This is a genomic window from Streptomyces sp. NEAU-YJ-81, assembly GCF_017592595.1.
Classification (GTDB): Bacteria; Actinomycetota; Actinomycetes; order Streptomycetales; family Streptomycetaceae; genus Streptomyces; species Streptomyces hygroscopicus_B.
The window spans coordinates 1,053,281-1,077,446 of record NZ_JAGFNO010000001.1 but is presented as its reverse complement, the minus strand read 5'-3'; the positions used below and the strand labels follow the sequence as shown (position 1 = coordinate 1,077,446).

19 protein-coding genes are annotated in these 24,166 nt (G+C 72.2%); 9 read left to right on the top strand and 10 right to left on the bottom strand.

Annotated elements, in window-relative coordinates; translation table 11 throughout:
• Nucleotides 1–11 precede the first annotated feature (11 nt).
• From J5X86_RS04685 to J5X86_RS04670, 4 genes are all read right to left on the bottom strand, one after another.
• Entirely contained in the window at nt 12–1,796 is a 1,785-nt protein-coding gene (locus tag J5X86_RS04685; protein WP_208515481.1) for a serine/threonine-protein kinase, read from the bottom strand.
• A gap of 87 nt (nt 1,797–1,883) precedes the next feature.
• Nucleotides 1,884–3,590 carry a serine/threonine-protein kinase gene (locus tag J5X86_RS04680; protein ID WP_208515480.1) on the bottom strand — a complete coding sequence of 569 codons (1,707 nt, stop codon included), beginning with the start codon at nt 3,588–3,590 and terminating at the stop codon, nt 1,884–1,886.
• 479 nt (nt 3,591–4,069) lie between these two features.
• Nucleotides 4,070–5,446, bottom strand: a complete 1,377-nt coding sequence (locus tag J5X86_RS04675) for a M64 family metallopeptidase (protein ID WP_208515479.1) — start codon at nt 5,444–5,446, stop codon at nt 4,070–4,072.
• Nucleotides 5,447–5,598: 152 nt separating this feature from the next.
• Nucleotides 5,599–6,957, bottom strand: a complete 1,359-nt coding sequence (locus J5X86_RS04670) for an alpha/beta fold hydrolase (RefSeq protein WP_208515478.1) — start codon at nt 6,955–6,957, stop codon at nt 5,599–5,601.
• Nucleotides 6,958–7,024: 67 nt separating this feature from the next.
• On the opposite strand from J5X86_RS04670, the gene J5X86_RS04665 reads away from it, so the two are divergent.
• Together J5X86_RS04665 and J5X86_RS04660 are read left to right on the top strand one after the other, a co-directional pair.
• Nucleotides 7,025–8,473, top strand: coding sequence for a helix-turn-helix domain-containing protein (locus J5X86_RS04665; protein ID WP_374229217.1), 1,449 nt, complete (start codon nt 7,025–7,027; stop codon nt 8,471–8,473).
• Nucleotides 8,474–8,961: 488 nt separating this feature from the next.
• Nucleotides 8,962–9,630, top strand: a complete 669-nt coding sequence (locus J5X86_RS04660) for a response regulator transcription factor (protein ID WP_043237379.1) — start codon at nt 8,962–8,964, stop codon at nt 9,628–9,630.
• Here the strand turns inward: J5X86_RS04660 and J5X86_RS50410 are convergent.
• Nucleotides 9,596–9,796: a hypothetical protein gene (locus J5X86_RS50410; RefSeq protein WP_243979248.1), complete on the bottom strand. Its 201-nt coding sequence runs from the start codon at nt 9,794–9,796 to the stop codon at nt 9,596–9,598. The two genes, J5X86_RS04660 and J5X86_RS50410, sit on opposite strands and share 35 nt — an antisense overlap.
• Here J5X86_RS50410 and J5X86_RS04655 point away from each other — a divergent pair.
• Complete coding sequence (locus tag J5X86_RS04655) at nt 9,795–11,039, top strand: sensor histidine kinase (RefSeq protein WP_243979247.1); 1,245 nt, start codon at nt 9,795–9,797, stop codon at nt 11,037–11,039. The two genes, J5X86_RS50410 and J5X86_RS04655, sit on opposite strands and share 2 nt — an antisense overlap.
• A 74-nt stretch (nt 11,040–11,113) precedes the next feature.
• Here the strand turns inward: J5X86_RS04655 and J5X86_RS04650 are convergent, their stop codons facing one another.
• Nucleotides 11,114–11,491: an STAS domain-containing protein gene (locus tag J5X86_RS04650; protein ID WP_014061449.1), complete on the bottom strand. Its 378-nt coding sequence runs from the start codon at nt 11,489–11,491 to the stop codon at nt 11,114–11,116.
• A gap of 311 nt (nt 11,492–11,802) precedes the next feature.
• On the opposite strand from J5X86_RS04650, the gene J5X86_RS04645 reads away from it, so the two are divergent.
• On the top strand, nt 11,803–12,381 hold the full coding sequence (locus tag J5X86_RS04645) for a sigma-70 family RNA polymerase sigma factor (protein WP_208515476.1): 579 nt from the start codon (nt 11,803–11,805) through the stop codon (nt 12,379–12,381).
• Nucleotides 12,378–14,006, top strand: coding sequence for a zf-HC2 domain-containing protein (locus tag J5X86_RS04640; protein ID WP_208515475.1), 1,629 nt, complete (start codon nt 12,378–12,380; stop codon nt 14,004–14,006). The genes J5X86_RS04645 and J5X86_RS04640 overlap by 4 nt, the downstream gene beginning before the upstream one ends.
• Before the next feature lie 37 nt (nt 14,007–14,043).
• Here J5X86_RS04640 and purU read toward each other — a convergent pair whose 3' ends face one another.
• Together purU and J5X86_RS04630 are read right to left on the bottom strand one after the other, a co-directional pair.
• Entirely contained in the window at nt 14,044–14,913 is an 870-nt protein-coding gene (gene purU / locus J5X86_RS04635) for a formyltetrahydrofolate deformylase (RefSeq protein WP_208515474.1), read from the bottom strand.
• Between the two features lie 32 nt (nt 14,914–14,945).
• Nucleotides 14,946–15,392 (bottom strand): hypothetical protein, encoded by a 447-nt coding sequence (locus J5X86_RS04630; protein WP_059143611.1) that lies wholly within the window; start codon nt 15,390–15,392, stop codon nt 14,946–14,948.
• Nucleotides 15,393–15,563: 171 nt separating this feature from the next.
• On the opposite strand from J5X86_RS04630, the gene J5X86_RS04625 reads away from it, so the two are divergent.
• Nucleotides 15,564–16,874: an ABC transporter substrate-binding protein gene (locus J5X86_RS04625; RefSeq protein ID WP_208515473.1), complete on the top strand. Its 1,311-nt coding sequence runs from the start codon at nt 15,564–15,566 to the stop codon at nt 16,872–16,874.
• 91 nt (nt 16,875–16,965) lie between these two features.
• On the opposite strand, the gene J5X86_RS50405 is transcribed toward J5X86_RS04625, so the two are convergent.
• Nucleotides 16,966–17,823 carry a hypothetical protein gene (locus J5X86_RS50405; protein ID WP_243979246.1) on the bottom strand — a complete coding sequence of 286 codons (858 nt, stop codon included), beginning with the start codon at nt 17,821–17,823 and terminating at the stop codon, nt 16,966–16,968.
• Nucleotides 17,824–18,957: 1,134 nt separating this feature from the next.
• The gene (locus tag J5X86_RS04615) at nt 18,958–20,355 is read right to left on the bottom strand and encodes a transcriptional regulator (protein ID WP_208515471.1); all 1,398 of its coding nucleotides are present in this window, start codon (nt 20,353–20,355) and stop codon (nt 18,958–18,960) included.
• Between the two features lie 383 nt (nt 20,356–20,738).
• Here J5X86_RS04615 and J5X86_RS04610 point away from each other — a divergent pair, with 383 nt between their 5' ends.
• The 3 genes from J5X86_RS04610 to J5X86_RS04600 all read left to right on the top strand — a co-directional run bounded on the left by J5X86_RS04610 (nt 20,739) and on the right by J5X86_RS04600 (nt 24,104).
• Nucleotides 20,739–21,404 (top strand): bifunctional DNA primase/polymerase, encoded by a 666-nt coding sequence (locus J5X86_RS04610; protein ID WP_208515470.1) that lies wholly within the window; start codon nt 20,739–20,741, stop codon nt 21,402–21,404.
• 208 nt (nt 21,405–21,612) lie between these two features.
• Complete coding sequence (locus J5X86_RS04605; RefSeq protein ID WP_208515469.1) at nt 21,613–22,422, top strand: ABC transporter ATP-binding protein; 810 nt, start codon at nt 21,613–21,615, stop codon at nt 22,420–22,422.
• Complete coding sequence (locus J5X86_RS04600) at nt 22,419–24,104, top strand: transporter (protein ID WP_208515468.1); 1,686 nt, start codon at nt 22,419–22,421, stop codon at nt 24,102–24,104. Before J5X86_RS04605 ends, J5X86_RS04600 begins: the two co-directional genes overlap by 4 nt.
• Nucleotides 24,105–24,166: the final 62 nt, after the last annotated feature.

Sequence of the window (24,166 nt, the reverse complement as noted above, 5' to 3'; positions counted from 1 at the left end):
GCCCAACTCCCTCAGAGCTTGTCGATCTTCAGATTCCGCACGATCCGCTCGTACAGCTTCTCGCCCTCCTCATGGGCGTCGCCGTCGGCGGGTATGGAGACCGTCAGATCCCATGCGACCTTGGCCTTGTTGACGTAGAGGTGATCGCGCTTCTGGTACCGGATGGGGTTCTTGTTGCTGCTGGTGCCGTACGGCAGATAGGAGGTGGTGACGTCCCGGGCCTCCTTCCCCTGCTGCTCGGTCTTGGCCGTCTCGCTCGTGGCGTCCTCGACCGTCGACCCGCCGCCGTCCTTGTAGAAGGCGACGATCTGGTTCGCCGCCGCGTCGAGGCTCGCGGGGTCGCTCTCGCCGTCGGGTGTGGAACGCCTCAGGGACACGGTGAAGACACCGCTGGGGTCGTAGTAGGTGACCAGCGGGTTGTCCGAGTCGCTGTCGTCCTGGACCCGCCGGTACTCGCCGGGCACGGCCAGGGACGCGCCCACGACATCGCGCTCCTCCCGGACCGTCCAGCCCGCCGGCAGCCCCTCACTGGAGAACGGCTTCATGACCACCAGCACCACGGCGGCGGCCACCACCAGCGCCAGACCGCCCAATCCGAGCTGCGCCTTACGGTTCTTGTGCAGGATCGGCGGCACGAAGCGGCTGCCGGCGGACTGCCCGCCGCCCGGTGCGTATCCCGCCGTCGCGAGCATGGTGGGCACCGACTGCGGCTCCCGCGCCGCCGCTTCCAGGGCCTGCCGCACCTCGGGCGCCGCCGGGCGCATCGCCGGGTCCTTGCGCAGCAGTTGCATGATCAGCGTGGCGAGCGGCCCGGTGGCACGCGCGGGGACCTGCGGTTCGGAGCCGAGCACGGCCTGGAGAGTCGCGGGGGCGTGGGAGCGGCGGAACGGGGACATGCCCTCGACCGCCGCGTACAGCACGACGCCGAGCGACCACAGGTCGGACTCCGGCCCCGGCCGCTGGCCCAGCACCCGCTCGGGCGCGATGAACTCGGGCGAGCCGACGAAGCCCCCCGTCTCGGTGAGCCGCTGCTCGCCCTCGATCTGCGCGATGCCGAAGTCGGTGAGCACCACCCGCTCGCTCCGGCCGAGCAGCACATTGTCCGGCTTCACATCGCGGTGCAGCACGCCCGCCTCATGCGCCGCCGCCAGCGCGCCGAGCACGGCGAGGCCGATCCGGGCCGCCTCGCGCGGATCCAGCGTGCCCTCCATCAGCCGGTCGCCCAGGGACTGGCCGCGCACCAGCTCCATCACGATCCAGGGGCGGCCGTCCTCGACCACCACGTCATGGACGGTGACGACGGAGGGGTGGTCGATCCGGGCCGCGGCGCGCGCCTCGCGCTCCATCCGCTGGTAGACGGTCTGCCGCTCGCGCTCGGGGAGATTGTCTGGGACGCGCGGCTCCTTGACCGCGACATCGCGGTCCACGATCTGGTCGTGCGCCCGCCAGACGGTGCCCATACCGCCGTGGCCGAGGCGGGAGACGAGCTGATAGCGGCCACCGATGAGCCGCCCGCTGCTCGGGTCCTGGGCCCCGGGGGAAGGTTGCTGTCCGGCGGATGGCTGGGAGCCGCTGCGCGGATCGGCGAACCGCGTCGGCTCGTACGCGCCCCACGACGGCCCCGCCGCCCCGGCCGCCTGGCCCGGCTGCTGGGCCCCCTCGGGCGCTTCGGGTGTGTCGGGTGCCGCGGGTGCCTCGGGTGGCGGCTGGGGCGCCGGCACCGGGGCGGCCGGCGCGTGCGGCGGCCGCAGGCTGTAGCTGGTGGGCTCGTTCGCCCGTCCCCCGTCGTTCGTCATGCGCCCATCATTACCCAGGGTGCGGCACCGTCCGCCACCGCGGGGAGGCCACCGTGGACGCTCGTGACAAAGCCGTTGCGACCCCGTTCAGTTCGCCGTGCCGGGGCGCGAGAACGTGGCGGCGGCGGTATCGAAATGCTGCTTACCCACAGACTTCTCACCAACTGGGGCGGACAGCCACAGGTCGTACATTTTCCCGTTTTCGTTCCAGCTCAAGTCGTATGTCTGCCGTGAGCCGCCGTCGTCGGCCGAGCCATTCCAGATGAACGCCCACAGGGCGGCGGGGCGGCCGTTGTGCTCCGTCTCGATGACCTGGCCGCTGCGGTAGCCCGGATAGTCCTGCGGGCCCTTGGCGTCCGCCTTACGGCTCAGCCCGAGGGGGCCCTCGGCGCTCTGCTCCTGGACATGGATCCCGATCCGGAACTCCATACCGGGCGAGTTGTAGTAGACCCGGGGCGCCTTGTACTCGCGGGCGAACCCCTCGGGCACGGCGAGCGAGAAGCCGAGCGGGTCCTTGACCAGCTCATAGCCGTCGGGGATCCGGGCCTCCGGGCCCGCCGTGGAATCCGCGTCCTTCACGGGACGCTGCGGCGCCTTCTCAGGGGCGCTCGGGCTCCGCGAACCCCCCTTGTCGGCGCTCTGGCTCGTACCCCCGCCCTTCGCCGTGCCGCCCTCACCGCCCCCGTCGTCCAGCAGCGCCACGACACCCGCCGCCACACCGGCGAGCGCGACGACCGCGGCGGCCGCCGTAAGGACGGCACGGCGGCGCGCGCCACGACCGGAACGGGACCAGGCGGCCGGGGCGGACGCCGGGACGGAGGCGGAGGCGGAGGCGGGCGCGGCTGCCGGGGCGGGGGCAGGGACGGGAACGGGAGCGGGCACGAATGCCGATGAGCCCCGGCCGTCGGGCCCGATCGGCACGCTGGGCTGGGTCGGGGTGTACTCCAGGGGGATCTCCGGGGTGTCGCCCACCTCCTGGGCCATCCGCAGCATCCGCTCGACCTCGTCGCCGCTCAGCCGCTCCTCCGGATCCCGCCGCAACAGCCCCTCGATGACCGGCTTCAGCGGTCCGGCCGCCTCGGGCACGGGGATCTCGTCGAAGACGACGGCGTGCAGCACGGCGGCCAGGGACTCGCGATGGAACGGGGATTCACCGCCCACCAGCGTGCAGATCAGCACCCCGAGCGACCACAGGTCCGACTCCGGCCCGGTACGACGCCCCGACATCCGCTCCGGTGCGGTGTATTCGGGCGAGCCCACGAACGAGCCGGTCTCGGTGATCGTGGTGGACCCGGTGACCTGCGCGATCCCGAAGTCCGTCAGCACGACCCGCCCGGTGCCCGACTCCACCAGCACATTGGCGGGCTTGATGTCCCGGTGCAGCACCCCGCGCGCATGCGCGGCCCGCAAGGCGTCCAGCAGCACGGCCGCGATCCGCCCTGCCTCACGCGGCCCGACGGGGCCGTGCGTGCCCAATCGGTCGGCGAGCGAGAGCCCGTCGACCAACTCCATGACGATCCAGGCGCATTCGTCCTCCTCGATCACATCGTGGAGGACGATCACGTTCGGATGCTTGATCTGTGCGACGGTCCGGGCCTCGCGCAGGGTGCGCTCGCCGCGCAACTGCGAGTCGAAGGCCGTGAGCCCCTCGTCCACATGGAGTTCCTTGACCGCGACATCACGGCCCAGAAGCTCGTCGACGGCCCGCCAGACCGTGCCCATTCCGCCGCGTCCGAGCCGCGTGGCCAGCCGGTAGCGGTTGGCGATCAGACGGCCTTCTCCCCCGGTACCCATGGGCTCATCTTGCCTCACCCCGCCGAAGCCCTCGAACACCGGACCACGGAGCCGCCCTTACGGGCGATTGAGCATGGGCGCGGCATGCGGGAACGTAGGTCATGCCGATGTTAAAGGGGGCGGACCGCGGCCGCCCCCCATCGGGCCCCCTTTTTTTAGGGCTCGGTTCGCCTCCGGGTCGCTTCAGCCGCTGTCGACGGTCGACCGTGCTCGGTCGCTCGTTCCTCGCTCCCTGCGCGCGCTCTCCCTTACGACAGCGACGCGCCCCTTCGGCTCACTCGCCGGAAGACCCCAGCACCCCATGCTCTACGGCGCCCCGCGGCTCAACCCAGTTACCCGCTACCGGGTACCCCTTCCGGTGGCCCGGGGGCGCCCCGGAGGCGAACCGAGCCTCCAAAAAAAGGGGGCCGCCCCGCGGCGGGGGTCCACGGGGCGGCCAGTCAGGGGGCGCAACAGACGAAGCGCCGGGTGGGGCTTGGTCAGTTCGTGACCTTCCAGGTGCGGGAGTCGGTCAGCAGCTTGCGCAGTGCCGGGTCCTTCACCGCACTCGTGCCGTCCGTCGCCTTCGCGGTGACGGTGTGGGTCGCCCCGTCGCTCGGGACACCCAGCGTGGCCGGGGTGACGCTCGTCTTACCGTTCGCGGCGGTGACCTCCGCGCCGTCCACGTACCACTTCAGCGACGCGCTCTTGGGGACGCTCACCTGGATGCCCGCCGACCGCTTGAGGGCCGTGGTGGTGGCCGTACGGCTGCTGAGCACGCCGGCATGGCTGTTGAAGCCCGCGATCATCGCCTCGCGGCCGGGGAGGCTGAACTCCCGCCCCAGGGTGCGCATGATCGAGTTGTCGGTGGGCCGGTTGATGCCCTTGGGGTAGTAGCGGCCGCCCTCGTAGGCGCCGACCGTGCCGCCGTCGGGCGAGGTCTGGCCGATCCAGCGGTACCACTTCTTCTGCTGGGCGGTCATCTGGTCCGCGGTCAGCTTGGTGGCGTTGCCCTCGTCGGGCTCGGCGCCGGTGTAGGTGCCGTACTCCGGGTAGAAGTACTCGTCGGCCAGCTTGCCGAGCGAGTGACCGGTCTCGTGGACCGCGATCTGGTCGGAGTCGGCGTGGTCGGAGGAGGCGGTGGCGATGCCGTCGTAGCCGACCTGCGAGGTGAGGGTGTAGCCCGCACCGCCGTACTTGGTGGAGTTGGACAGGACGACCACGAGGTCGGCCTCCGGCGCCTTGGCCGCGTACGACTCGACCTTGGCGGTGTCGACGCACAGCAGCCGCTCGATGTCGTCGCACCAGAAGTACGAGCCGAGGGCGGTGTCCTTGACGACGTCCCTGGACGGGTCGCCGGAGACGCCGGACTGGTTGGAGACGGCGTCCACGGTCCAGACGTTGAAGAGGTCCTTGTACGAGGCGTACGGCTCCACGGCGGACATCTGGTCCCACTTGGAGCGCGCGTCGGCCTGGAAGTCGGCCTGCTGGCCCGCGGTGTAGCCGTCGCCGATGAAGACGACGTCCAGCTTGTCGGCCGTGGTGCCGTTGTCGATGACCGAGGCGACCTTGCCGTCGGCGGCGGTCTCCTTGGCGGACAGCGAGCGGGCGGCGCGGTTCAGCCGCTCGGGGGTGGCCGCCGGGACCTCGGTGTGGCGGGGGTGGCCGCCCGGGCCGGTGAAGTACTCCACGTCCAGGGCGCGCTGCGACGAGGCCGCGCCGGCCGGGCCGGACGAACGGGACGAGTCGGCCGCTCCCTGCGAGGCGGTGGCCGGCGCGGACATGGCTGCGGCCGCCGCCAGGGCGATGCCTCCGGCGACGGCCGCGGTGCGCAGGGAGATGCGGCTGCGTATGCGGCTCCGTATGCGTCTGCGCACGGTGACTCCCGAAAGTCTTCGCGATAAGCGGCCAGTTAAGCAGGATTAATTCGCCGCTCAACCTAAGGGGTCCGGGGGTCGTGGGCAATGGTAATTAGGGAAGTGGCTAGGAAACCGGGCACCGCACAACCATGTGGGGCCGTCGCCACTCGTCATCCCCTCTCGTCACGCGCCAGCCGCAGCAGCCGGTCCAGCACCCGGCGGCCTCCGGCCCGGATCCCGTCGTGCTCGAACTCGTCCGTCACCCAGGTGCGCACGCCCCGGATCGCCCGGGCGGTGGCCAGGGAGTGCGCCGTGTCCACGTACAGGTCGTCGTGGTAGATCACGGCGGCCACCGGCACGGTGTTACGGGCCAGCCGCTCGGTGTCGTACAGCGGGCCCCAGCCGGTGCGCTCGGCGAGCAGTTCGGCGGTGCGGCGCAGTGGGCGCAGCGCGGCGTGGGTGTCCAGCATCCAGGGGTGCACCGTCTCGCCCGTAAGGAGCACCGGACGGTCCTCCGTGACCGCCTTACCGGCGTCGAACGCGGGGAATTCGGCGCGGACCCGCTCCGCGGACCAGTTCGTGGCCCGGCCGTCCTGGGCGTAGATGGACTCCAGCAGGAGGCTGAAGAGGGGTGTGGCGGCGCGGGAGAGCACCGCCGCCACCTGCTCGCGGAAGGCGTCGCCCAGTCGCGGCCCGTCGGCGGTGGGGACGAACGCGTCCTCCAGGAGGTAGTGCAGCCGGTGCGATCCGTCGCCGGTGCCGAGCAGGAAGCCGAGCTGCTGGAGGGCGGGGACGGTGAGCCGGGTCCCGTCCGTCAGCGCCTCCTCGTGGTCGGTCAGATGCCGCACGAGGGCACGGACGATGGCGGCGTCGCGCGGATAGCGGGCGTAGTGGGCGAGGATCTTGCGTTCCATCCGCGGGTAGGCGGCCCGGTAGACGGCGTCCACGTCGGTTTCGGGGTCGATCGCGGGCAGTCCGCCGGCTATCAGGACCGCGTCGAGCCCCTCGGGCGCGTGGGACAGATAGCTCACGGCGCAGAAGCCGCCGAAGCTCTGGCCGAGGACGGTCCACGGGCGGTCCCCGATGAGCCGGCGCCGGATCAGCTCGCAGTCGCGGACGATCGCGTCGGCGCGGAAATGGGAGAGGTACTCGGCCTGTTCCGCGGGGCCGCCGCGCAGCGGCAGGGTCTGGCGGTTGGCCGGGGTGGAGCGGCCGGTTCCGCGCTGGTCGAGGAGGAGCACGCGGTATTCGTCGAGCGCGCGGTCCAGCCAGCCGTAACGGCCCACCGGACGGTCCGCGCCGCAGCCGGGCCCGCCCTGGAGGTAGACCAGCCAGGGGAGCCGGTCGCGCTCGGCACCAGTTTTCTCCGCGGCGACGACCTCTCGTGCGTAAAGCCGGATCAGCTCGCCCTCGGGAGCCTTATGGTCGAGCGGTACGTCGAAGTGATAGTCGGCGAGGAGCAGTTCCGGCTGACGGACGGTCGTCACGGCGCCCGGCCCGGCCGGTACCGCTGTGCTTGCCTGCTGCATCCTTCAATCCTCACGTTAAATGAACTTAGCCCGGCGCTTAAGCTACCGCCGGGGAGAAGAGGGCACGGTGGCCGACAGAAGCGCCGGTGACGGGCGGACGGCGGGAACGGTGACGGGGGCGGAGTCGACCACCGAGATAGGGCGCCGGGTTCTCAGACTCCGTACGGAACGCGGCTTCACCCAGCGGCAGCTGGCCGAACCCGCCTACACCGCCGCCTATGTCTCCACCCTCGAGGCCGGGAAGGTACGCCCCTCCGAGGCCGCGCTGCGCCATCTCGCCGACCGGCTCGGCATCAGCTACGAGGAGCTGACCACCGGCCGCTCACCCCGTGACGCCACCCGGCTGCGCGCCGCCGTCACCGACGCCCGGCGGGCCCTGGCGACCGGCGCCGCCGAGGACGCCGCCGAGCTCTTCGCGGAGGTGCGCGACGAGGCGGAGCGGCTCGGGTTCGCCGAGGAGCGGGGAGCGGCCCTGCTGGGGCTCGGCGACTGCGCGCTGGAGACCGGTGACCTCACCGTCGCCCGGGACCACTTCGAGGCCGTGGAGCGGCTGCTCGCCGGTGAGCCGCTGCCCCGCCGGATCCCCGCGATCCGCGGCCGGGCCGTGGCCCATCTCCTCGCGGGCGAACTGCGCTACTCCTGCTATCTGCTGGAGAGCGCCATCGACGAGCTCAACGCCTCCGGGCTGCACGATCCGTACGCACTGCTGCTGCTCTATACGGCCGCCATCGCGCCCTATATGGACATGGGGGCGCACGCCCGTGCCGTACGCGCCGCCGAGTTGGCGCTCGCGCTGGCCCCGAGCGTGGACGACCCGGGGCTCATCGCCCGGATGCACCGCGGGGTGGCTCGCACCCTGATCGCCGAGGGGCGCACCGCCGAGGCCGACGCCTCCCTGGCCAAGGCGCAGGAGCTGTACGAGCAGCTACGCATCCACACCGACCTGGCGCACTGCCACTGGATGCGCGGCTATGTGCACGCCCAGGACGGCAATCTGGAGCGCGCCGAGCGCGAACTGCGCACTGCCCGGGACATGCTGGCCTCCAAGCGGGCCGCGCTGTTCACCGTGCAGGTCGAGGTCGAGCTGGCGGACGTGCTGCGCCGGCGCGGCCGTACGGCCGACGCGGAGGCCCTCTTGCTGCCGCTGCTGGCCCGCACCCCCGCCGAGGGGGCCGCGGAGGCCACCGGGGAGCCGGACGCCGCGGCGGACGAGGTCGGGCTGACCGCGGACCGCGGCGCGGTCCACGCGGGCGGCGCACACCGGCTGCTGGGCCTGATCGCGGACGAACGGGGCGACGCCGAGGCCGCGGAGGAGCACTACTGCGCGGCGCTGTCCCTGCTCGAACGCACCGGCGCGGCCGGTGACCTGGCCGATCTGTGCCGGCTGCTGGGCGACCTGCTGCGCCGGGAGGGCCGCCTGGAGGCCGCGATGGACGCCTACCGCACCGGGCTCGGCCACCGCGCCGCGCCCGGCACCACCACCCTGGGCCCGGCCCCCGCCGAGCCCCCCATGTGAGGCGTCCATCGGTCCCTCCCCGCCCCCACCGACCGCCCACCCGGCCCCTCCCCGTACCTTCTCGGGGGGCCGGGCGGCGCCTGGGCAACCGGTCGGACGACCGGCGCCCGGGTCGCCGGTGGGGCGCCTGGTCGGGGCGCACCACATGACGGGCGGTCGGAGAGACGACTCAGGCCGCCGCGTGTGGGGGTCGCGGCGGCCTGACCGCGGCAACACTCCGTCTGCCGTTTCCGCCGACCGCGCATCGGGAGGCACTCCGGCGCGTTCACGGGGCTGGGGTTTCGGGACGACCCCACGGGGTGATGCGGCTTGAGAACCACTCTGCCTGGTCGGAGCCGCCGGGGAAATCCACCATTGGGCGTCCGTCACCCCCGCCGGTCGGCGGGGGTGTTCCCGCCCACTGACGGAGCCAACCACTCCATATTCGCTCTCCGATGAGGCAGGCTGTCCGGGCAATGGGCATGACAGCTGAGGAGAGGGAGCGGCCGGTGATTCGTGTTGCTGTTGTGGACGACGAAGCGCTCGTACGATCCGGTCTGCGACTGATCCTGGGCACGGCCCCGGACATCGACGTGGTGGCGGAATGTTCCGGAGCCTCCGCGGTGGCCACGGTGCTGGGCAGCAAGGCCGATGTGGTCCTCCTCGACATCCGGATGCCGGATGCCGACGGCCTCACCGTACTGAGACAGTTGCGGGCCGCGCCCCGCTCCCCCGCCGTGGCCATGCTGACGACCTTCGACGTCCAGGAGTACCTCGCGGCCGCGCTGCGCGCCGGAGCCGCGGGGTTCCTCCTCAAGGACACCGATCCGGAACAGCTCGTACGGGCCGTACGCACCCTCGCCGAGGGCGGCAGCGTCCTCGACCCGGCCGTCACCCGCGCCGTGATCGGCGGCTATCTCGCCGCCGAGGCGGAGGCGACGGCCGCCGAGGCCGTCGAGGCGCTCACCCCGCGCGAACGCGAGGTGCTGGCGCTGCTGGGCGAGGGGCTGGCCAACCCCCAGATCGCCGAGCGGATGGGGCTGGCGCCCAGCACCGTCAAGGACCATGTGCGGGCGGTGCTCGGCAAACTGGGCGGGCTCAACCGCGTCCAGGCCGCGATCGTCGCCGACCGCGCCGGGCTCGTCACGAGCCGGCCGCCGATAGGCGGCGCCCGATGACCGTCTCCCCGCTGCCGCCGCGCAGTTCGTCCCCGGGTACGCCGGGCGCGTCCCCGGCCTCGTCGCCCGCGTCTGCCTCCTCCGCCCCCTCTCCCTCCCCTGCCTCCGCCGTCTCCTCGCCGCTGTCCGTCTCCGCCGGCCGGTGGCGGCCACCGCGCCGGGTCATGCGCTGGGGATCGCTGATCGTCCCCGTCCTCCTCGCGGTGGCCGACGCACTGCTCGTCAACGGCGTCACCTTCGGGCTGGAGCTCAACGTCTCGCTGGCGGCAGCAGCCGCGCTGCTGGTGCGCCGGCGGCTGCCCGCACTGGTCTTCCTGATCACGCTGCCGGGAATCCTCATCGGCTACGTCTGGTTCGCGCCGATGATCGCCCTCTACACAGTGGCCCTGCTCCGCCCCAACCGCCGACTGCTGGGGATCTCCGCGCTGCTGCTGGCCGCCGCGCACTTCATCCCCTGGCCGGTCTCCGACTTCGAGCCGACCGCGTACCGGGAAAACACCCTCACGCTCATCGACGCGTGCGTGACCTCGGTGGGGCCCATCGCACTGGGCCTCCTGGTGCGTACGCGAGGTGAACTCGCCGCCCGGATCGAGGATCTGACCCGCAGCCGCCGCCATGCGGACGAGCTGCTCGCCGAGCAGGTGCTGTCCACCGAACGCGCCCGGCTCGCCCGCGAGATGCACGACGTGGTCGCCCATCAGGTCAGCCTCATCAGCCTGCAGGCCGGGGCGGTGCAGATCAGCGCCGAGGACGCGAAGGCGCGGGAGGGCGCGCGGACGATCCGCGAGCTGTCCGTACGGACCCTGGACGAACTCCGCCATATGGTCGGCATCCTGCGCGCGGCGGGCGGCGACCACGAGGAGCTGACCCCTCAGCCCCGGCTGGCGGATCTGCCCCGGCTGATCGAACTCAGCGCGCTGAACGTCAGCTTCGAGACGGACGGCGCGACGCGGCGCCCGGCCCATCCGGAGGCCGTGGAACGGGCCGCCTTCCGCATCGTCCAGGAGGCGTTGACCAACGTCCGCAAGCACGCGCCGGGGGCGCGGGTGACGGTACGGGTGAACGACGCACAGGCGGCGGGGCCGGAAGCGACGGACGGGCCGGGAGAGGCTCACGAGGCGGCCCACGGCGCGGCTCAAACGGCGGCTAAAGGCGCGGCTCAATCAGCGGCTGAAGACGCGGCTCAAAAAGCGGAGGAGACACGGGGCCTGCGGGTCGAGGTGCGCAACGGCCCGCCCGACGCCTCCGCCGTGGCCCCGGGGCTGCCGGGCGGCGGTCACGGCCTGGTCGGGCTGCGGGAGCGCGCACAACTACTGGGCGGCACGCTGGAGGCAGGGCCCACAGAGGAGGGCGGCTTCGTCGTACGGGCCGACTTCCCCAAGACCCCGCGCGTCACGGGAACGGCATGAGCGGGCCACGAACAGCCCTGGGAGGCGGGCGAGCGCCCCTGGGCGGACGAGCACTCCTAGGCGGACGAACGCCCCTAGGCGGACAGCGGGTCGGCCGCCTCCTCGTCGTCCCCGTCCAGCTCCGTGGCCGCCCCCAGGTCGGGATAGACGTCGAACAGCCGCCGCACCCCCAGGGCCGCCAGCACCCGGTGCACATGCGAACCGTGCGCGGCGTCCTGCGGCGGCAGGATCAGCCGCAGCCGACCCGAGCACGACCGCATCAGCCGCCGCGCCGCGATCAGTACGCCAACCCCGCTGGAGTCGCAGAAGCGAACCTCCGAGAGGTCCAGAACCAGCCAGTGGCGGCCCTCGGCGACCGCGTCGTGGATGTGCTGCCGGACTGCGGGCGAGGTCACCAGGTCCATCTCTCCCGAGACCTGGAGAACGACCCACTCCCCCCGCCGGTCCTCCATCACCTTCAACGTCACGCGCCCGAAGCCCTTCGCTCGCCCCTAACCGGAATTTGCTGTTCACGGGCGGCTGCCCGCCCGTCGGCGCATGAAACTCCCCCAGGCATACGCCTTGAGGGACGACCCTATGCCGCGCCGAAGCGTTTCGTCTCCCCGATGCTGCGCAAAGCGACCGGGCCAATACCATGTGCGGCCCGTTTCTCGCGCACTTTGCCTGATGGACGCGTGTTGTGTGAGCAACCGGCATTACATTCGATATGAACGTGGGCATAGTGCCTGGAGGGCCGGCCGGACGACTCGGGAATGGGGGCCGCATGGCAAATGACGCACCGCCCCGCTGGGACCGCAGGATGCAACAGCGTCTGGCACGCGGTGAAGCGGCCGCACTCGCCGAGCTCTATGACCGATTCGCGTCACTTGTCCATAATCTGGCGCATCGAGTCCTGGAGGACGAGACGGCCGCCGACCGCGTCACCCGGGAAGTCTTCGGCTACGTCTGGGAGAACCCGGACGCGTACGACCCCCAGCAGGGCTCGCTGCGCGCCTGGATCGCCATGCTCACCCAGCGCCAGGCGGTGCACCGGCTGCGCGAGTCGCAGACCGCCCCGGCCGACGCGGGCACGCTCACGGCCGAGGCCCTGGAGGAGCGGATCCACGAGGTGTCCGTGGCCGCCCGCGCCGACTACATCGTCACCTCGATGCCCGCCCCGCTGCGGGCCGCCCTGGAGCTGGCCTACTTCGACCGCCGCGACTACCGCGAGGCCGCGGCCGCCCTCGGGGTGACCGAGGACGAGGCCAGGCGCCGCCTGCGGCTCGGCCTCCAGCTCCTCTCCACGGCCCATGTCCAGCCGCCTCGCGCGGTCTCGCCTCCCGGCTACGGACGGGCGCTGTGACCGGGCGCGGCGGGCCGGACCCGTACGACGACGCCTACGGCGAGAGTTCCGGCCCCGGGGACGGGGACGGGAGAGACGGGCCCGGACGGGGCAGCGACCCGGGTCTGCCGTCCCACCCCGCCGGGCCACCCCGCATACCGCCGCCGCGGTCGGCCGCCGAGGACAGCGGCCACTGGCCGGGCGCCCTGGACGGCGGAATCCCCGCCCCGCGCCCGCCCACCGCGGACGAGACACCGGCGGGACGGACACCGGAGCCCGCCCCGAAACCCGCCGCGGGCCCCGAGCCGGAGCCCGCTCCGGGCCGCGAGCCGGAGTCCAGCCTGGGCCCTGACCAGGAACCGACCCCGGGCCCCGACCCGGAACCGGCCGTAAGTCGCGCCCCGGAACCGGACCCGGAGCCGGAGCCGCCCACCCCCGCGCCCCTGCCCACGCCCGCACCACCGGCACCGCCCCTGCCCGCGCCCGCACCACCGGCCGCGCCGCTGGCGGCGCCCACGCCCTCGGCGGCCCATCCGCTCTCGCACGATCTGCTGCGATCGCTGCTCGGCGCCTGGGCGCTGACCGCGTGCTCGCCGGACGAGACCGCGGCCGTCGAGGCGCATCTCAACCACTGCCCCTCCTGCGCCGAGGAGGCGCTGCGGCTGCGCGACGCCGTCGGGCTGCTGCACACCGAGCACAGCCTGGACCTCGATCCGATGCTCCGCTCCCGGGTGCTCGCGGGCTGTCTGGGCCGCCGCCCGGCCCGGATACCCATGCCCGGCTGGGCCGGTGCGTACGACGCCGAGGCCGCCCGGCTGGACGCGCTGCTGCGTGACATGGGCGAGGCAGAGTGGCGTGCGCCGGTGCGGCTGAAGTGGTTCGACGGGCGGCGGCTCACCGGCCGGGACACCACCGTCGCCGGGGTGATCGGCCATCTGATGGTCGTCGACGGCATCATCGCCGCCTCCCTCGGCCTCCCCGACCCGCTCGGCGCCGACGCCCCCCGCTCGCCCCAGGCCCGTACGGAGGCGTACTGGTACCACGAGCCCGGCGCCTCGTACGGAGCCGGTCCGCCCGGGGCGGTACGGGAGTTGTGGCGTGAGCAGGGCCATGCGCTGGTCCGTACGGTGTCCTTCGCCGGGCGCGGGGTCGCCGAGCTCGACGCGCCGTACGGGGACTTCGCGCTGCCGATCCGCGACGCGTTCCTCGACCGCGCCCTCGAATGCTGGGTGCACGCCGGGGACATCGCCGAGGCCATCGACTACCCCTATGAGCCACCGGCCTCCGCCCACCTCAGAGCCATGATCGACCTGTGTGCCCGGCTGCTTCCGGGGACGCTGGCCGAGCGGCGCCGGGCCGGGCTCGCGGCCCCGCCCCGCCGGCTGGTCGAGGCGGGCACCCCGGGCCGTACGCTCCATCTGCAGGTCGAGGGCACGGGCGGCGGCGACTGGTACATCGCGCTGGACTCCCCGGCGGCGGTGGCTTCACCGGAGGAGGCGGTGGCGACGATCGCCCTGGACCAGGAGGCGTTCTACCTGCTGGCGTCCGGGCATGTGCCGCCACAGGAGGCGGCCGCGGGCCTGTCCGGGGACACCGAGGCGATCCGGGACGTCCTCTTCGCCGCCGCTTCCCTCTCGCGCCTCTGAGTCGTGCTGTCTCCGAATCAGAGGCGCGTCAGCCGAATCAGCCGAAGACGACCGTACGGTGGCCGTTGAGCAGCACCCGGCGCTCGCTGTGCCACTTCACGGCGCGGGCCAGCGCCTGGCACTCCACATCGCGGCCGACCGCCACCAGTTGGTCCGGGGTCAGCTCATGGCCGACGCGCTCGACCTCCTGCTCGATGATCGGGCCCTCGTCCAGATCGGCGGTCACATAGTGGGCCGTCGCCCCGATCAGCTTGACCCCGCGCGCATGCGCCTGGTGGTACGGCTTGGCGCCCTTGAAGCTCGGGAGGAAGCTGTGGTGGATGTTGATGATCCGGCCCGACAGCGCCTTGCACAGATCGTCGGAGAGCACCTGCATATAGCGGGCCAGCACCACCAGCTCGACATGCTCCGTGCGCACCAGGTCCAGCAGCCGGGCCTCGGCCTCCTGCTTGGTGTCCTTCGTCACGGGCATGTGGTGGAACGGAATCCCGTACGAGCCGACCAGCTCCTCGAAGTCCGTGTGGTTGGAGACCACCGCGGCGATCTCGACCGGCAGCGCGCCGATCCGGGACCGGAAGAGAAGATCGTTCAGGCAGTGCCCGAACTTGCTGACCATGAGCAGAATGCGCATCTTGCGATCGGCGGGATGGATCTCCCAGTCCATCTGGAAGGAGTCGCCGACCGTCGCGAAGCTGGCCCGCAGATCCTCCACCTTCACCGGTGAGACGGCGCGGAAGGCCACCCGCATGAAGAAGAGCCCGGTGTCGCGGTCCCCGAACTGCTGACTGTCCTCGATATTGCAGCCGGTCATGAACAGATAGCTCGACACGGCGTGCACAATGCCCTGCTTGTCAGGGCATGACAGCGTGAGGATGTACTGGTCGGGGACGGAATGCGGCTCGCTCATGACTCCATAGCGTCCCACACCCGCGACGTGGTTCAGACCGCTTGCGTCATGATCGCCAGTACTTCGAGGGTGCGTGGCGGCACATCCGGGTCCTCACCGTCGTTGGTGGCCAGCCGCACATGGGCCTCGCGGGCCGCCCGCACGGCCTCCGGCCAGCCATGGTGTTCGAGGTAGGCCGAGACGAGGGCGTCCGCGCCCACCTGGTGCATGATCCTCAGCACCCGCAGCACGGCGACATCGACCAGCGCCGCCTCCTGCGAGTCACGGAAGATCGTGCCGACGTACTTTTCGGCGGACCAGTTGTCCAGCCAGGTGTCCTCGACGAGCCGGTAGACGGCGTCCGTCACATCCCCGTACCCGGCCTGGCCGGCCAGCCAGCACTCCTGCTGAAAGACGGGATCCGAGAGCATATGCAGCGCCGAGCGCACATTGGTGCGCCAGCGCCACCAGGGCATGTCGTTGACAGGCATGCCTCCCATGGTGGTCGAGCGGCGGGCGCGACGGGAAGACTTCTCCGAACCTTGCACAATCACCGATCGTACGTTCTTCACACATAGCGACGGATCGGCCCCCGGAGTTCACCTCTATGACACCGTTCCTTGTCTTGTCATAGCCGCGCCGTTCCTCGCGACGGGACAGGCTCGCTTGTCATGACCGGTCGGCGACGCCCTTCCTCCCGCCTCTTCCGAGCCGCCGTCGCGGCGATGTGCACGGCGGTCGGCGCGTCGCTGCTGACCGGCTGCGGCGGGATGCTGTCGAACAAGAACGACAGCGACCCCATCACCGTCATGACGTGGGCCCCCGAGAGCACCAAAGCGACCAATATGCCGGGAATGCCCGCAATGGCGAAGGCATTTGCCCGCTGGGTCAACGACTCCGGTGGCATCCACGGCCGCAAACTGCAGGTCGTCACCTGCAACGAGCGCAACGACGCCGTCCAGGCCGCCCGCTGCGCCCAGCAGGCCAAGGACGAGAAGGCCGTCGCGGTCGTCGGCTCGTACAGCCAGTACGGCCGGGCCTTCATCTCCCCGCTGGAGGTCGCCGGCATCCCCTACATAGGCGGCTACGGGGTGACGCAGGAGGAGTTCGACAGCCCGTACTCCTATCCGGTCAACGGCGGCCAGGCCGCCCTGCTGGTGGGCAACGGCCGCCAGCTTGCCTCCCGCTGCGAGCGCACCGCGCTCGTGCGCCCCGACACCATCGCGGGCGACGAACTCCCCCAGCTCCTCAACACCGGCCTCCGGGCGGGCCGGCGCGACGCCGCCCATGACGTCCGCGCCTCCGAGGACGCGGGCGACTACAGCGACCAGGCCACCAGCGCCCTGGAGAGCGTCGGCGCCGACAGCTCCCTCGGCAGCGCCGCCCAGGGCGCGTCCCTGGACAGCTCCTGCGTCACCGCGGCGCTCGGCAACCGCACCGGCACCTTCTTCGACTCCTTCCGCCGGGTGCAGGAGAACCATCCGAAGGTGCGGCTCGCCTCCATCCTCGGCGGCGTCCGGCAGTCCCTCATAGACTCCACCGGCGGCAGCTCCAGCCCTCTGGAGGGCACCTACGCCACCGGCTGGTACCCGGCCGGGGACGATGCGCGCTGGAACCCCATGAAGAAGGTCATCAACAAGTACGCCTTCGACGACAACCGCATCGACCCGGACGACCCCGGTACGCAGACCACCTGGATCGGCTACACCGTGCTGCGCTCGGTCCTGATGTCCCTGCACGCCGACGACATCAGCGCCCGCACCGTGCGCAACGAGCTGGACAACGGCCACGCGGTCAACACCGGCGGGCTGACGCCGACGCTGCGCTGGGGCTACGACGACACGCTGCACGTGCCCAACTACTCGCGGATCGTCAACGCGGACGTCACCTACCAGATGGTGCGCGACGGCCGACTGGTCGCGGTGCGCAAGGGGTTCGTCAACGTGTCCAAGATCCTGGAGCAGTACCACCCGGCGGACTGAGCCGCCGGCACCGGGCCGACTGTGCCGCCGCCGAGCCGCTGACACCCTGCGGACCGGGCCGGGGACGGCGGCACCGCCCCCGGCCGTCCGGTCACAGTTCGGTGGCCTGGTGCGAGGTGAGGCCGTACTGGGAGGCGATCGGGTTCCACAGCCCCGAGGCCGTCTTCTTGGCCTGCGTCGCCTCACCGCTCGCCCGCTCGGCCGCCCCGACCCGGGGCGTACGGCGGGCCTTGCCCTTGGGGCAGCCCCTCTTGCCACCGACCTGATCGGCCCAGGCCGCGTACTCGTTGTCGGCCCTGGCCGAGGACTTCCACGCCTTGGTGAGAGCCGCGGTCAGCCGCGCGTTGTCGGGCAGCTTGTCCACCGACAGCTTGCCCAGCCGGGTCACCAGGCCATTGCGCTGGCCCGCGGCCGTCCGCAGATCCGATGCCGCCGTGGACAGGTCCTTGCAGGACTTGATGTTGTCCACGGCCTTGATCACCGATGCGCGGCTGTTGTTGCTGTCGGCGAGCAGCGCGTCCAGCGCCTTCGCCTGCGGCTCGGCGGGGTCGGCGGATTTGGACGGCTCCTCTTCACCGGCGCTCGGCGAGGAGCTGCTCAGCGTCGAGTTGTCCTTCTTGTCGTCGTCGCCGCCCATGCTGAGCGCGGCTCCGGCGGCGAGCCCGGCGATACCGCAGCCCGCCACCACGATGCCGATGAGCATGCCCCGCGACATCCGGCGCCGCCCACCGCCGCCACCGCCGCCACCACCGGACGGCGACGGCTGCGGAACGTCCTGGGCGAACTGCGGAAGCTGCTGGGTCTCATGGGCGCCTTCGTCACGGAACAGACCGTCGAACTCCGAGGGCGGCGGCCGGTCCCCGGGACGGCCGGGACGGATCGCGTACGGGGCGCTGCCGGGCCGCTCCGGGACGTTCGCCGCGGGCGCGGGCACGGGTGCGTTCGGCACGGGTGCGTTCGGTGCGGGCGGCGTGGGCGGGAGCACCGCGGTCTCTTCCGCGGCGGCCGGCTGGCGATGGGCGCCGCCCCGGCGGCCGGGGCGGACGGCGCGAAGCTGGGTGGTGGACTCGGCGGGTGACTCGGGCCGGTTCTCGGGCGGCAGCGGCGCGCTCTTGACCGTGGCGAGCGTGGTGGTGGGGGTGTCCAGAGGCGGCGGGGCCTCACCCGGGACCGGGGGTATGAACTGGGTCTCGTCGGCGTCCCCGGCGGGCTGCGGCGGCAGTACCTGCGTCTCGTCCGCGGCCTGATACGGCGGCTGAGCCGGTCTCTGGGGGGCCGACCAACCCTGCTGCTGGCCGTAAGGCTGCCCCTCGGGCGACCCGTAAGGCTGCGCTCCAGGCGACCCGTAAGACCCGTCGGGGGCCCCGTAAGACTGTTGTCCCCCAGCCGGCCCGTAAGACCCGTCGGGCGACCCGTAAGGTTGTCCCCCAGTCGGCCCGTAAGACTGCGCCCCAGGCGACCCCCCGTAGGTCTGCCCCTCGGGCGGCCCGTAATGCTGCCCCTCGGGAGGCGGCGGCGCGCCGAACTCCCCCTGCGGCGGCAGTTCCGGAGCGCTCTGCGGCCCCCAAGGCTGCCCCCATGCCTGTCCCCCGGCCGGGGCCGCCTGGTGGCCGTCCGAGGGCTTGTAGTCCCCCTGGGCGGGCATCACAACCCCCTCGCGCACAGGCTGCGCGGGCGGGACCGCGGGAAGCCGCGGCTCATTCCCCTGACCGCTCTGTGTCACCGGGACTCCTTGGTTATACGGGACTACGGAATCGTCGGCTCACGCTACCGGTTCCCCAGACGGCGCGATGCCCATGAGCCCAGGGGGACGGCGAGAGACTGGTCACCGCGACATGGGGCACACCGCCGCGATCAGGGGTTATATGAACCCCACCCGTACCACCGGTCATCACAAGGGAACGCACACCCCAACACGCGCACCCAACGCACGCACCTCATCACACCCACCAGCACCACGCGCACCAGCAGCCACAACGCGACGCACACCCCATCACTCCCGCACCCCACAAGGACCCACACACCCCCGCGCCCAGCGGAAATCTCAGGCGACGGCCTCAGTCGACAATGTCAGGCGACCGTCTCAGGCGACCTGCATCTGCATCCGCGCCCCGAACTCCCGCACCACCGGCTCGTCCCGATACGGCTCCAACCGCTGCTGGAAGTCGTCCAGATACTCCGCCCCCCGGTTGGACCGCAGCGTGCCCAGCAGATCCACCGCCTGGGTGCCGACATGGCACGCGTGCTCCACGTCTCGCTGCTGCACATGCGCGGTGGCCAGCAGCAACAGCCCGATCGCCCGCCGCCGCACCCGCCCCTCCGGAAGCCCCTCCAGGGCCTCCTCGGCGCGCCGCCGGGCCTGTTCGGCCTGGCCCAGGTCCCGGTGACAGTGGGCCAGCTCATCGGCGAGATAGGCATGGCCGAAGTGGCGGATCCAGGTGGGGTCGTCACCCGTGACGGAGCCCGAACCGCTCCCCACCGCCCGCTCCAACGCGTCCAGCGCGCGCCCGGCCGCGGACTGGCAGGCCCGTGCGTCCCCCATCAGGGCGTGGCCGCGCGCCTCGGCCGCCAGGAACATCGATTCGGCGCGCGGCGGCACCTGGCCGCGCGCGCCCTCCTGCGCGGCCTTCGCCAACTGGGCGATCTCCCGGGGATTCCCGAACTGGGCGGCGAGGTGGCTCATGCTGGCGGCGAGCACATAGCCGCCGTAGCCCCGGTCCCCGGCGGCCTGGGCGAGCCGCAGCGCCTGGATGTAATAGCGCTGGGCGAGACCGGACTGCCCGGTGTCGACCGCCATATAGCCCGCCAGCTCCGTCAACCGCGCGACGGCCGCGAAGAGTTCACGGCCGACCGCCTCGGTGTACGAACCGGCCAGCAGCCCGGAGACCACGCTGTTCAGATAGTGGACGACGACGGGGCGCACATGGCCGCTGCCGTAGCGGTGGTCCAGGTCGACGAGGGCGTCCGTCGTGGCCCGCACCGCCGCGACGTCCGAACGCCCCACCCGGGCGCCCGCGGTGCGCGCGACCTGGGCGTCCGCACCGGTGATCAGCCAGTCGCGGCTGGGCTCGACCAGTGCGGAGGCGGCGACCGTCGAACCGCTGAGGAAGTCGCGGCGCCCCACATCGCTGCGCCACAGCTCGCAGACCTGCTCTATCGCGCCGAGGACGGTGGGCGAGAACTGCAGACCGACCCCGGAGGCAAGGTTTTTGCCGTTGGCCATGCCGATCTCGTCGATCGTGACCGTACGGCCCAGCTTGCGGCCGAGCGCCTCGGCGATGATGCCCGGCGCCCGGCCCCGGGGCTGCTGACCACGCAGCCAACGGGCCACCGACGTCTTGTCGTACCGAAGATCGAGACCGTGCTCGGCGCCGCACATATTGACCCTGCGCGCCAACCCGGCGTTGGAGCAGCCGGCTTCCTGGATGAGCGCCTGCAGCCGTTCGTTCGGCTGCCGCGCCACAAGCGGCCTAGCGGCCATGGCGTTACCCCCTGTGACTGCTTGCGTTCTCGGCGTATCCGTCTCTGTTGCTGAGTGATGCCCCGCAGGTATCGCAGGTATACGGCGAATGCGGAACTTGCCCGTATTGACCGCATCGACCGCATCGTTCGCGTACGGCGCCGATACGAGTCCGGGCACGCCCTCCCCCTGGCGCCGCGGCATGGCCGCCGGACACTCGCACGCCTGTCACGCATGGTGGTTACCCGCTTACACAGGCGCAACCCCACACGCGCCCCCGGCTGTGCACCCATGCGCCCCGCCGTGCCGTCCCCGCGCACCCCGGGCCCCCGGCGGCCCGCCCGTGCGGGGGTCCGGCCGTAACCCCTGTTGACGGCGGAAGTTGTCCTTGCGTGGAAGAGACCATGGACGTGACAGGACCATCGCGGTTCCCCACGGGAACCTCGCAGATCCCTCAGCAGCGCGGGGAGCGGCTGCGCGACGCGGCGGTGCGATATGCCGAGGAGCGGCATTGGGACGTGCTCTCCGGCGCCTGGCTGGAGACCGTGGACGGAGTGGAGCGCTGCTCCTGCGGAAGCGCCGACTGCCCGGCCCCCGGCGCCCATCCGACCGGCCGGGACTGGGTGAACCAGGCCACGGGCAGCGCGGTCGTGGTCCGCCGCATGTGGGCCAGGACGCCGCGCGCCTCCATCCTGCTGCCCACCGGCCGCACCTTCGACGCGCTCGACGTACCGGAGTCGGCGGGCTGTCTGGCGCTCGCACGCATGGAGCGCCGCCAGGTCGAGCTGGGTCCGGTCACCTGCACCCCCGGGCGCAGGATGCTCTTCTTCGTCCTCCCGGGCGCCGCCGCCAAGGTCCCCGACCTGGTGCGGAATCTGGGCTGGCCGCCGAACGCGATCGACCTGGCCGCGCGCGGCGAGGGCGACTATGTGGTCGCGCCCCCGACCCGGGTGGGCCTGCGCGGCCCGATCCAGTGGGCCCGGCGGCCCACCGCCGCCAACCGCTGGCTGCCCGACGCCCAGGAGCTGGTGAGCGCCCTCGCCTACGCCTGCGGCCGCGAGCGCCGCTGACCACCCCCCGGGCCGCTGATGCCCTGCGCCACTGACCACCCCCGGGCCGCTGATGCCCTGCGCCGCCGGCACCCCGTACCGCTGAGACACCCCGTGCCGCTGGCACCCCCGGAGCGCTCCCCAGGTCAGCCCCTATCGTGGAGCGACGGACGGGGGCGCCACGACCGGCCCCCGCGTGACTCGTCCCACAGAAAAACGGGGGAAACCGGTGACTCAGGAGCAATCAGCAGCCAGCACACAGCCGTCCAGGGCCGCCGCCGTACGGGTGAGCGGCCTGTGGAAGCGCTACGGAGAGCAGATCGCGGTCGCGGGGATCGATCTGGAGCTGCCCGCCGGGCAGTTCATCGGCCTCGTCGGCCCCAATGGAGCCGGTAAGACCACCACGCTTTCGATGATCACCGGCCTGCTGCGCCCCGACTCGGGAACCGTGGAGATCGGCGGGCACGACGTCTGGCGGGACCCGGTCGAGATCAAGGCGCGGATCGGGGTGCTGCCGGAGGGACTGCGGATGTTCGAGCGGCTCTCCGGCCGGGAGCTGCTCACCTACACCGGGCGGCTGCGCGGGCTGCCCGGTGAGGAGGTCGACAAGCGCGGCACCCAGCTCCTGGACGTCCTGGATCTCGCGGGCTCCCAGAACAAGCTGGTCATCGACTACTCCACCGGTATGCGGAAGAAGATCGGACTGGCCGCCGCGCTGCTCCACAACCCGGAAGTCCTCTTCCTCGACGAGCCCTTCGAGGGGGTCGACCCGGTCTCCGCCCAGACCATCCGCGGCGTCCTGGAGCGCTACACCCACTCCGGCGCCACCGTTGTCTTCTCCAGCCATGTCATGGAGCTGGTGGAGTCGCTGTGCGACTGGGTGGCGGTGATCGCGAGCGGCCGGATCCGGGCCCATGGCCCGCTGGCCGAGGTGCGGGGCGACGCACCCTCCCTGCAGAACGCCTTCCTGGAACTGGTCGGCGCCAACCGGCGCGAGGCGGGCCAGAGCCTCGACTGGCTGGGCGGCGGCGCCCGATGACGCTCACCGACCCGCTCGACGCCAGGGGCCCGCTCGGCACCGCCGCGCCCGCGCCGCCCGCCGTCCCCACCGTCTCCCCGACCCCCGTCTTCGTCTCCCTGAAGCTGGCGCTGCTGCGCAACGGGCTGCGCCAGTCCAGCGGCCGGCGGGCCGCGTATATCACCTCGCTGGTGCTGGCCATGCTGTTCGCCGTGTTGCAGCTACTCGGTCTGGTGCTGCTGCGCGACACGAACCACGTCGACGCGCTGGTCACGCTGCTGACGGCGGTACTCGCGCTCGGCTGGGCGGTGATGCCGCTGTTCTTCCCCGGCGGCGACGAAACCCTCGACCCGACCCGGCTGGTGATGCTGCCGTTGCGGCCTCGCTCGCTGATCACCGCACTGCTGGTGTCCTCGCTGATCGGCATCGGCCCGCTGTTCACCCTGACCCTGGCGGCCGGTTCGGCCGTCGCCGTCGCGCACGGGGCGGCGGCCGCGGTGGCGGCGGTGGTGGCCGTGGTGCTGACGGTGCTGGTGTGCGTGGCGCTGGCACGTGCCGTCGCCACGGCCAACACCCGGCTCCTCACCAGCCGTAAGGGCCGCGACCTGGCGGTGCTCAGCGGTCTGTTCGTGGCGATCGGCGCGCAGTTCGTGAACCTCGGGGCCCAGCAGCTCGGCGGTAAGAACGGCCTGGCCGTACTGGAACCGGCCGCGCAGGTGCTCCGCTGGGTGCCGCCCGCGGCGGCGATCGACGCCGTCCAGGGCGTCAGCGACGGCTCCTACGGGGTCGCCGCGGCCCAGTTCGCGCTGACGGCGGGCGCGTTGGCGCTGCTGATGTGGTGGTGGACGGGCACCCTCACCCACCTGATGACCACCCCGGACGCCTCCACGCTCCAGGCGGCGGCGCCGCGCGAGCGGCGGGGCTCCGGCGCGGCCGACACCCCGGACGCCTCGGGCCCGTTCGCCCGGCTGCTGCCCGCCGGCCGCAGCGGCACGGTGCTGCTGCGGACGCTGCGCTATGCCGTACGGGACCCGAAGACCAAGTCTGCCTGGGTCACCTCGCTGGGCGTCGGCCTGCTGCTGCCCTTCGTCACGGCCGTCCAGGACAACGGCTCGGTCTACTGGGCCTGCTGGGCGTCGGGCATGCTCGGCATGCTGATGTACAACCAGTTCGGCCAGGACTCCTCCGCCTTCTGGATGGTCGCGCAGACGATCTCCTCACCCCGCGACGCCTATCTGGAGCTGCGCGGCCGCACGCTGGCGCTCCTCCTGGTGGCAGTGCCGTACATGGCGGTAGCGGTGCTCGGCTCCGCCGCCCTCCTGAACAAGCTGTCGGCCGCTCCCGAGGCGCTCGGGCTCGCCCTGGCGCTGCTCGGCTCGATGCTGGCGACCGGCGCCATGGCCTCCGCGCTGGCCCCGTACTCGATTCCGCAGGACAGCGGTTACAAGAACGTCGCCCCGGGGCAGGCGGGGATCGCCTGGATCAGCCTCCTCGTCGGGATGGTCGTGGGCTCCGTGCTGTGCGCGCCGGTGCTGGGCCTGACGATCTGGCTGCATGTCTCCGGGGCGCACGGCTGGCTGTGGGTGGTGTTCCCGCTGGGCGCGGTGTACGGCGCGGCGCTCGCGGAGACCGGCCTGCGCATGGCGGCACCGCGGGTCGCGGCGCGGCTGCCGGAGATCCTGGCGGCGGTCAGCAAGGGGTGAGCCCCAAGCACGCAGCGCATCGGCGGGGCCGGGGACTCACCCCGGCCCCGCCGATGCGTGGT